Origin of the sequence: Methanotorris formicicus Mc-S-70, assembly GCF_000243455.1 — an archaeon.
Classification (GTDB): domain Archaea; phylum AGJL01; class Methanococci; order Methanococcales; family Methanococcaceae; genus Methanotorris; species Methanotorris formicicus.
Map to the genome: position 1 here is coordinate 1 of NZ_AGJL01000060.1, position 9,098 is coordinate 9,098.

Here is a 9,098-nt window from a genome sequence, read left to right on the forward strand (position 1 = left end):
TATTTTAGAGAAATTAGAATCGATAAAAGATTACTTGGTATGAGTTTAGAAGAGAACTAAATCGAATAGCCGTTGGGAATGCCATAATCTCTTTATGTAAAGAAGCTGGTTTATTGTTAATCTAAGTATTTAAATGTATTTGCGAAAGTCCTACCCAGATTTTCCATTTACAATAACCTTCCCATTTTTCATCAGTATGCCAGTGCTTAAATCAACGTTTCCATTTACAATAATGGTGACGTCTTTTTCTAATCTTGCTCCAACAGTGTCTCTAACAATTTTATCATTAATAATTAATTCATCATTCTTGAATTTATTTGGTTTTAGAAGTTTTTCGTTATGTCTTTTTTCAACGAATTCAGTAATGGATATAAATTTTCTATATCCTTCAATATCACTCTCAACTTCAATTACATTGCCTATTGGCTCTTTTATGGTGGATTTCTCATTGACATAAACCGTTCCAGAGACCATACTGATGCCAAACCTTGTGTCAATGTTCCCATCAATAACTACTGTTCCTACTTCAATTTTTCCTCCCTTTCCTCCAAAGTATTTCAAATCTGCTCCCATAGAAGAGCAGAATTTCTTCCCAACATTTCCTTTTATATAGACAACTCCTTTATTTTTTAGATGTTCAACCAAATCTTTGTAGGTTATGTCATCAACTACTTTTTGGTTGTGGTCAAAGTTGCTTTGCCATATAAAGTTGTATGTAAAATCGCATAAGCAATCCAGTGGCTTTTCTAATTTTATTGTTAAAATATCCTTATCTTTTAAAAAATCTTCAATGGATTTCTTTTTTAATTTTTTGAATATACCAAAAACCATAATACCCACCAATAAACAACACTAAAAAATATTCTGTAAAAAATCTCTAATAAAATTATCGATTTAGAATTATTAAAAAAGGCAGAAAATAATAAAAAATAGGTAAATAAAAAGAGTAAAAAATGTGAAATTATTTATAGAGCATCTTTTCCTCTTTCTCCGGTTCTTACCCTTACAACTTCCTCTACTGGAACGACAAATATCTTACCATCTCCAAACTCTCCTGTTTTAGCATTTTCGCAAATTATACCAATGAATTTCTCTACATCCTCATCGTTGACAACCATCTCAAGTTTTACCTTTGGCAATAAATCAACAACGTATTCTCTCCCCCTGTATCTCTCAACAATTCCTCCTTGGACTCCTCTTCCTTTAACCTCACTAACTGTTAAACCTTTACATCCTTCTTTGATTAATGCATTTTTTACATCCTCTAACTTTGAAGTTCTTATAATTGCCTCTATCTTTTTCATAATATCCCCCTAAAACTAAAATTAAAACTAAAAATAAATAAAATTAAAAAGTTTTTTAGTCATTTGTGTATGCACTTACCTGTAACACTCCTTCATCCAACCCAACTTCTTCAGATTCTTTTGGAACTCTCAAGCCAATGGTTGCATCTAATCCTTTGTAGATAATTGCTCCACCAACGATTGCAATTAAACCTATCACAACTGCCCCTAACACTTGCCCAACAAATGATGTTGTTGGTTCTCTCAACAAGAATGGAATTCCTGCACATATAACCCCAATTAAACCACTCATTGCGTGGACTGGTCCGATAGCACAAACGTCATCAATTTTCAATTTCTCTTCAATAAATTTGAATGTGAATGGTTGTTGCAAACCTGCCAATAATCCAACAATTAAAGCCCCTATTGGAGTGAATAAATCTACTCCACTACAAACAGCAACTAACCCTGCACACATACCGTTTGCAGTGTAGAGTGGGTCATTTCTTGAACTTAATGCCCCACCAATGATACCTCCAGCAAGAGCCATTGTTGTTGCTACTGCGACTCTTGTTAATTCCAAACCGTCTCCAACACTTGCCGCACTTCCAATGTTGAATCCATACCATCCAAATGCCAATATAAATGCCCCTAAAACTGCCAATGGGATGTTATGTCCTGGAAGTGCCTGCGGAATGCCATTTATATACTTTTTAACTCTTGGCCCCAATGCCCATGCAGCCATTAAACCAACCAAACCACCAAACAAGTGGACTGCTCCACTTCCTGCATAGTCGTGGAAGGCAATTCCTAACGCCTCAAATCCTCCGCCCCATACTAAACGCTCAACAATTGGATATAAAATACCTCCAACAATTAAAGCCCCAATGAAGTATGGAAGGATTTTTATTCTCTCTGCAACTCCTCCTGTTATGATTGTTACTGCAGCAGCAGCGAACATGACCATCTTCATGAACCATGCTCCTAATTCAGCATCAAATCCTCCAAATATCAAAGGTATTATATTTTCAAATCCATAGGATATTCCATAACCAATAGCCAAATAACCAATAAACACTGCCGCTAAGTCCAACAATTTCAAAACACAATGATAAGCAGCATTTCTGTGGCTAAACTGACCAATTTCTAACGCTATAAACCCTGCTTTCATAAAGAATATCAACGATGCAGCCCATAAAAAGAAAAACACATCAATTCCTTCCATATTTCCACCTTATTATTTTTTGCTACAAAGTGGGACATTGTCGCCAATAGGAATACTTCTTCCTACATCCCAATTTCCTTTTAATGTATAAATAATTTATCACGGAAAATAGAAGCCGATTTCTTTTAACCGAATTTAGAATAAAAATAAGTTAATTTTGAGAGTATAAGGACATTAAGTTAGGCATAGAAATAAATATCACAAATTGTCTATAATAGATTATGAATAAAATAAAAACATAAATATCAAAAAGGATTTGGGATGTTTATGGCGATAGAGTTTGATATGATAGGTTATATTGCTGGAACATTGACAACATTTGCTTCCCTACCTCAACTAATAAAATCATTAAAAACAAATGATATGAGTGGGGTTTCACTTTATTTTGTAGTCACCTTCACTTTGGGACTTTCATTATGGCTTGTTTATGGGATTTTGAAGAACGACTATCCGATAATAATATTTAACATAATTTCGTTGATGTTTTGGATTCCAATAACGTATTTAAAGATAAGGGATGAATTAGAAAGAAGTTGAACTATTAAAGTAAATTATAAAGATAATAAGTTTTGAAGAAAGATATTTATAGATGTTTTTACAATATAAAAATAAATTTAAAAGCCTTTTTTTATTTCTTCTATAGATATGTAATTTCTATTTTAAAATTAAATTAAAGTTTGGAAATTATATAATCAACTATTTTTTCAAAAAATAAATGTCAAACAATAATTTTGGTGGTTTTATGGACGATTACAAGAAATTCATAAGGTGTATGATTGATAACATATTGAACGAATATGAAAAGAAAAAGGAGGTTTCAAAAGACAGAATTGAGCAAATAAAATCAAAGTGTTTAAGAAAATTTAGGTATTTAAATGTGGGATTTCCATTAAACTCTGAGATATTAAAATATGCCACTGAGGAAGAGAAAAAAATTCTCATTCCACTATTGAGAAAAAAGCCAGTCAGAACATTATCTGGTGTTGCAGTTGTTGCAGTAATGACATCTCCTGAAAAATGTCCACATGGAAAATGCATTTTCTGCCCAGGAGGGAGAGGAAGTGTCTTTGGAGATGTGCCACAAAGTTACACAGGAAGGGAACCAGCGACAATGAGGGGGTTGATGTATAAATTCAACCCATACGAGCAAACAAAGGTGAGATTGGAACAGTTGGAGAAAGTTGGACATCCAACAAATAAGGTCGAACTTATTATTATGGGGGGGACGTTTCCAGCAAGAGATATAGAATATCAAGATTGGTTCATAAAAGGTTGCTTAGATGCCATGAACAAAAAAATATCAAATAGTTTAGAGGAAGCACAAAAACTTAATGAAACTGCAGAGCATAGATGCGTTGCTTTGTGCATTGAAACGAGACCCGATTATTGTAAAGAAGAGCATATAAACCAAATGCTAAAATTGGGAGCAACAAGGGTGGAACTTGGAGTTCAGAGTATATATAATGATGTCTTAAAGTTTGTTGAAAGGGGACATACTGTTGAAGATGCAATAAAAGCAACTCAACTGTTGAAGGATAGTGGTTTAAAGGTTTCTTACCATATGATGCCAGGTTTGCCAAACACAACAGAAGAGATGGACAAAAAGATGTTTTATGAAATATTTAATAACCCAGATTTTAAACCCGATTTAATTAAAATCTATCCATGTTTGGTTATTAGAGGGACAGAATTATATGAGATGTGGAAGAAAGGGGAATATAAGCCATTAAATGATGATGAGGCGGTTGAGTTAATAACTTATGTAAAGTCCATAATGCCAAAATGGGTTAGAACTTCAAGAATTCAGAGGGATATTCCTGCAACGGTTATCGTTGATGGAGTTAAGAAGAGTAATTTGGGAGAATTAATTTACAAAAACTTAGGGAGAAAGGGCATTAAATGCAAATGTATAAGGTGCAGAGAAGTTGGGCATGTTATGTACAAGAAAGGCATAATGCCTGAGATTGAGCACATAAAATTATGTAGAGAGGATTATGAGGCAAGTGGAGGAACAGAGATATTCCTATCTTATGAAGATGTGAAGAATGATATTTTAATTGCTTATTTGAGATTGAGGATTCCATACAAACCATTTAGAAAAGAGATTGATGATAAAACTGCATTAATAAGACAACTACATGTTTGTGGGCAGGAAAAACCTTTAACAAAGGATATAAAAGAAATTACATGGCAACATAAGGGATATGGAAAAAAACTTTTAGAAGAGGCAGAGAGGATTGCAAAAGAAGAATTCAACATGAGTAAAATTTTAGTAACAAGTGGTATCGGGGTTAGGGAGTACTACAGAAGGTTTGGATATGATAGGATAGGAGCATATATGGGCAAATATTTAAAATAAATGCCAAAAATAATGGAAGTATTAGATTGTCATCAATCTTTATTTTTCTACTTATCAACTCTACCAACGCCCCAACAAAAGCCACAAAAATTCCACAAATCCCATAAGGAATGTATAAAATCAAAACTGCAGATATGAAAAATGCCAAAAATCCTTCAAGTGTTTTTCTTCCAAGTATCTTTATCTTTCCCCTAACGCCAACTAACGTTGCCAAAGCATCGCTAATAGAAAAAACCAATATTGCATAAAACACAACATCAATATTCTCTATGAGTATCATAGTTATCAACAATCCCACAGCAAACAATACTGCTCCTTTTCCATATTCGTTTTTCCTACCACACAATCTAAGGAGTTCAGATATTATTGGGATATGGTGATTTTTTAGATAAAAATACAAAAAAATTCCCACCAATGTCAAAATAAATAATGGGTATATTATATCCTTTCCAAAATAACGAACTGAAAAAGCGGTAAGGATTCCAAATACCATATGAATGAGTTGCCTATAAACTTCCCTCATAAATAAAACCTTTTTGGTTGTTATAGCCATTTGCAATTAAATGACATTTAATACCTAATTTAATAATAATTTGCATTTCGCAGAACGATGCCCCACCACAAAAAATTATTATAACCAATTTTTATTTTATAAATCAGCCTCTTTTATTGCATCATACAATGCATCGCATAAATAAATAATCTCTTCTTCTGTTATTGATAAAGGTGGAACTAAGATAACAACATTACCAATTGGTCTCATATAAATGCCTTTTTCAAGCAACTTATCTGCAACCCTGTATCCTGCTTTATATCCGTAAGGATAGGGTTCCTTTGTTTCTTTATCTTTTACAAGTTCTATTCCAACCATAAAGCCCCTTCCTCTTACATCTCCAACATGCTCAAGTTCTTTCAGTTTTTTAAGTTCACTGTGAAGAAGTTTTATTTTTGGTTGAATATTTTCTATTACATTTTCTTTCTCAAAAATTTCCAACGTTGCTAAAGCAGCAGAACATAGGAGTTGGTTTCCAGTATATGTATGTCCATGATAGAACTGCCTACTCTCTCCAAAATCTCCAAGGAACATGTTGTATATCTCATCAGTTGTTAATGTTGCCGCCAATGGCAAATATCCCCCAGTTATGCCTTTTCCAAGGCAAAGTATATCTGGCTTTTTTAATTTTTTTAGATCTTCATTATCACAAAAGAACATCTTTCCCGTTCTTCCAAATCCAGTTGCTACCTCATCAAGAATAAATATTATGTCGTTTTCTTTACATGTCTTTGCAACTTCCTCAATATATCCATCCGGATATGGTATCATTCCAGCGGAGCCCATTATCCCCCCTTCAAGTATAACACAAAATACCTCCTCGCTATGCTTTTCAATCAACTCAACGATCTCACTTAAGCATCTCATATCACATCCTTTTTCATTTCTTTCATCAGTGTCTTTAAAGTTATGGTATTTGCATCTATAGCAGTAAGGTGTCTCTGCATGATAACCCTTAAACAACAATGGCTTAAATACTCCATGAAAGAGTTCACTACCTCCAACACTCATAGTGCCAATTGTATCTCCATGATATCCTTCTTTAACTGAAATAAACTTATTTCTTCCCATATCACCTCTCAAGACATAATATTCAAATGCCATTTTAACAGCAATTTCTACCGCCTCTGCACCATCCTCTGAATAAAATACCTTTTTTAAATGCTCCGGAGTTATGTCTACTAATTTTTTTGCCAATAGTGTGGATGGAACGTTTCCACATCCTAAAAGTGTAGAGTGGCAAATTTTATCTGCCTGAGTTTTTATCGCTTCTATTATTTCCTTCCTACCATGTCCAAATAAATTGCACCATATGGATGAAACTGCATCTAAATATCTATTTCCATAGATATCAATTAAATAATTACCTTCCCCTCTTTCTATAATTAGGTTTTTTGAGTTTACATATTCCTTCATTTGTGTATAAGGATGCCAAACATACTCCTTATCCCATTTTTCAAGAAATTCTGGATTCACAATACCACCATTTGAGATTTTTGAGAATTACAGGAATGTATATAAATACAACAAAAATATATAATATAAGACCATAGTGACGTATTATGGAAGAAGAACTAAATTTTAAAATTTATCTTAGTTATCATCACTTTCAAAAATCTGCGTTCAAATAATGATGTAGTGATTGTATGCATCTAAACTATAGTTGTTTGTGAATTTTAGGAATTTATTCATATACCCTTTTAAATGTTGTATTTGTCTTAAATTTTAAAATAGGTTGTAAATCTCTCTTAAATTTATTAAGTATTTTTCAATATTTAATGCAAACAACTATATATGGAATCCTTAATAATAATTTAACTACAGATGACATTTAATGCAAATTGATAATTAAATAATGTACCATAAAGTATTAATAATATAGTAGATATATAAAGCACGTACTTAAGTGCAATCAAGATTATCTATATTTTCATAATCTTATGTAGGTTTCAATAAATTGCCCCTAATTTAATTTTCTTGGATTTTTGTATTTTAATTATTAATTAAAGAATGTTTGATTCAAGGAGGATATTATGGAAGACATATTTAGTTTATTGGGAAAAAAAGGGGTTATAGATATAATTTTTAAGATTAAGGAAGGAGTAAACACATTCACAACATTGAAAAAAAGCCTTGACGAGGAAGGTAAGGGTGTAAGTACAAGAACCTTGGCTGAGAGATTGGATGAATTGGAACATGAGAATATCATTCAAAAAGAATCTCATAAGTATATACTTACGAAAAAGGGAGAAGAACTTATTGGGATTATTGGGGAAGTAAAATCTTGGGAAGCCAAATGGAGAGAGGTTAAAATACCAAGGGTTATTCTTGGAATGTTGGGTGAGAAGAAATAAGGCGGTTGATTTACACAATTTTTTTGTTATATTTAGGTTAAAATTACATAAAACATAAAATAATAAAAAATAGGTAAATAGTGGGGAATATTATGAAGACAATCACATTTTCCATAGCGAAAGGAGGAACAGGAAAAAGTACTCTAACTGCAAACGTTGCTGCAGCACTGGCTATGAAGGGTAAGAAGGTCGTTATATTAGATGCCGATATTGGATCAAAGTCATTAACTCAACTTTTTGGAAAGGAAATAAAAAAATCACTTATAGATGCAATTAAAGAAGATTTGAGTATTGATGAAATATTGGTGGAGACGGATATTGAGAACCTTTACATAATCACAAGTGGAAAATCATTAGAAGATTATTTTGGAATTGATGGATATAAAGCGTTTGAAAAATTGATAGGGTTAAAAAAATTTGACTACTTGTTTATTGATGCTCCAACAACCACAACCGGTATAGAGACATACCTTTCCTTAGGGTTTTCTGAGTATTTCGTTTTGGTTTTGGATTTTATGTCTTTCGGTCCAAGTTTACAAGGGGCAATTAATGCGGCAGTTATAGGAAGGAATTATCTTGAATGTAAACCGGTAGGGTTTATATTGAATAAGTCAGATGTCATGGTTCCAGAGAGTGTTATAAATGATATTGAAAAATTACTCGGTATGAAATGCATTGCGGATATTCCAAGGAATGCATTGCTTGAGCAATCATACAACAGAAAAGAGATCTTATATGTAAAAAAGACAGATGCAAACTTCAACAAACTAATTGACAATATAGTAGATGAGTTAGAGGCACTTCCAGAATACAAAAAAACAAGTATCCCTGAATTATTAAAGAGAATAAAAGATAGTTTAATATTGTAATTATTTTCGCTTAATAATTTCATCTTTTGGCATTTTACTTATTTGTGAGAATACTTTTTTTAACATTTCTTTCTGTTCTTTTTGTGAAGGATATTTTACGTTATATTTTTTTAAAAGTTCTAAATCAACTTCATTACAATCATTTTTATCTTGCATATATTCGTCAATATATTTCTCTAACATTTTATCGTATATCTTTGGAGCGTATTCCAAAATCTTTTTTGTTAAATAAATTACCATTGTAGTGAATACAGTACCAATTAATACCATAAACAGCCTTTCTTCAACAAAATTTGGAATCACTTCAGCATACATATGTGTTGGAATATCGAGATACAATATACCTAAAAATGAGCCATATATGTGGTCAGTTGTGACACTACAAAAAGACAACGTTGCAGTTCCAAAGATTGATTTTATAGTATTTTTTTTAGGACTTTCGCAAGCATATTCGA

At 32.3% G+C, this 9,098-nt stretch carries 8 protein-coding genes and 2 pseudogenes; 4 read left to right on the plus strand and 6 right to left on the minus strand.

Going from position 1 to position 9,098, the window contains the following annotated elements:
- Nucleotides 1-153 precede the first annotated feature (153 nt).
- The 3 genes and pseudogenes from METFODRAFT_RS08460 to METFODRAFT_RS08470 all read right to left on the minus strand — a co-directional run.
- Nucleotides 154-831: pseudogene (locus tag METFODRAFT_RS08460) on the minus strand (hypothetical protein); the annotation flags it as partial.
- 134 nt (nt 832-965) lie between these two features.
- The gene (locus METFODRAFT_RS08465) at nt 966-1,304 is read right to left on the minus strand and encodes a P-II family nitrogen regulator (RefSeq protein ID WP_007043929.1); all 339 of its coding nucleotides are present in this window, start codon (nt 1,302-1,304) and stop codon (nt 966-968) included.
- Nucleotides 1,305-1,359: 55 nt separating this feature from the next.
- Nucleotides 1,360-2,508 (minus strand): ammonium transporter, encoded by a 1,149-nt coding sequence (locus tag METFODRAFT_RS08470; RefSeq protein ID WP_007045181.1) that lies wholly within the window; start codon nt 2,506-2,508, stop codon nt 1,360-1,362.
- 267 nt (nt 2,509-2,775) lie between these two features.
- Here METFODRAFT_RS08470 and METFODRAFT_RS08475 point away from each other — a divergent pair, with 267 nt between their 5' ends.
- Entirely contained in the window at nt 2,776-3,045 is a 270-nt protein-coding gene (locus tag METFODRAFT_RS08475; protein ID WP_007045182.1) for a SemiSWEET transporter, read from the plus strand.
- Between the two features lie 205 nt (nt 3,046-3,250).
- Entirely contained in the window at nt 3,251-4,867 is a 1,617-nt protein-coding gene (locus METFODRAFT_RS08480) for a tRNA uridine(34) 5-carboxymethylaminomethyl modification radical SAM/GNAT enzyme Elp3 (RefSeq protein ID WP_007045183.1), read from the plus strand.
- On the opposite strand, the gene METFODRAFT_RS08485 is transcribed toward METFODRAFT_RS08480, so the two are convergent.
- Both METFODRAFT_RS08485 and bioA read right to left on the minus strand, forming a co-directional pair.
- Nucleotides 4,800-5,267, minus strand: coding sequence for a hypothetical protein (locus METFODRAFT_RS08485; protein WP_245528979.1), 468 nt, complete (start codon nt 5,265-5,267; stop codon nt 4,800-4,802). The two genes, METFODRAFT_RS08480 and METFODRAFT_RS08485, sit on opposite strands and share 68 nt — an antisense overlap.
- 249 nt (nt 5,268-5,516) lie before the next feature.
- A complete protein-coding gene (gene bioA / locus METFODRAFT_RS08490) occupies nt 5,517-6,899 on the minus strand; it encodes an adenosylmethionine--8-amino-7-oxononanoate transaminase (RefSeq protein ID WP_048115804.1) in 1,383 nt (460 codons plus the stop codon).
- 554 nt (nt 6,900-7,453) lie between these two features.
- On the opposite strand from bioA, the gene METFODRAFT_RS08495 reads away from it, so the two are divergent.
- Both METFODRAFT_RS08495 and METFODRAFT_RS08500 read left to right on the plus strand, forming a co-directional pair.
- Nucleotides 7,454-7,774 (plus strand): winged helix-turn-helix transcriptional regulator, encoded by a 321-nt coding sequence (locus METFODRAFT_RS08495; protein ID WP_007045186.1) that lies wholly within the window; start codon nt 7,454-7,456, stop codon nt 7,772-7,774.
- Nucleotides 7,775-7,866: 92 nt separating this feature from the next.
- Nucleotides 7,867-8,643: a MinD/ParA family ATP-binding protein gene (locus METFODRAFT_RS08500; protein ID WP_007045187.1), complete on the plus strand. Its 777-nt coding sequence runs from the start codon at nt 7,867-7,869 to the stop codon at nt 8,641-8,643.
- Here the strand turns inward: METFODRAFT_RS08500 and METFODRAFT_RS10940 are convergent.
- Nucleotides 8,644-9,098 (minus strand): annotated as a pseudogene (locus METFODRAFT_RS10940) (hypothetical protein); the annotation flags it as partial.

Bases quoted from the DNA above. Each gene is read 5' to 3' on its own strand.
- METFODRAFT_RS08465 (WP_007043929.1), bottom strand. From the start codon at position 1,304: ATGAAAAAGATAGAGGCAATTATAAGAACTTCAAAGTTAGAGGATGTA.
- METFODRAFT_RS08470 (WP_007045181.1), bottom strand. From the start codon at position 2,508: ATGGAAGGAATTGATGTGTTTTTCTTTTTATGGGCTGCATCGTTGATA.
- METFODRAFT_RS08475 (WP_007045182.1), top strand. From the start codon at position 2,776: ATGGCGATAGAGTTTGATATGATAGGTTATATTGCTGGAACATTGACA.
- METFODRAFT_RS08480 (WP_007045183.1), top strand. From the start codon at position 3,251: ATGGACGATTACAAGAAATTCATAAGGTGTATGATTGATAACATATTG.
- METFODRAFT_RS08495 (WP_007045186.1), top strand. From the start codon at position 7,454: ATGGAAGACATATTTAGTTTATTGGGAAAAAAAGGGGTTATAGATATA.
- METFODRAFT_RS08500 (WP_007045187.1), top strand. From the start codon at position 7,867: ATGAAGACAATCACATTTTCCATAGCGAAAGGAGGAACAGGAAAAAGT.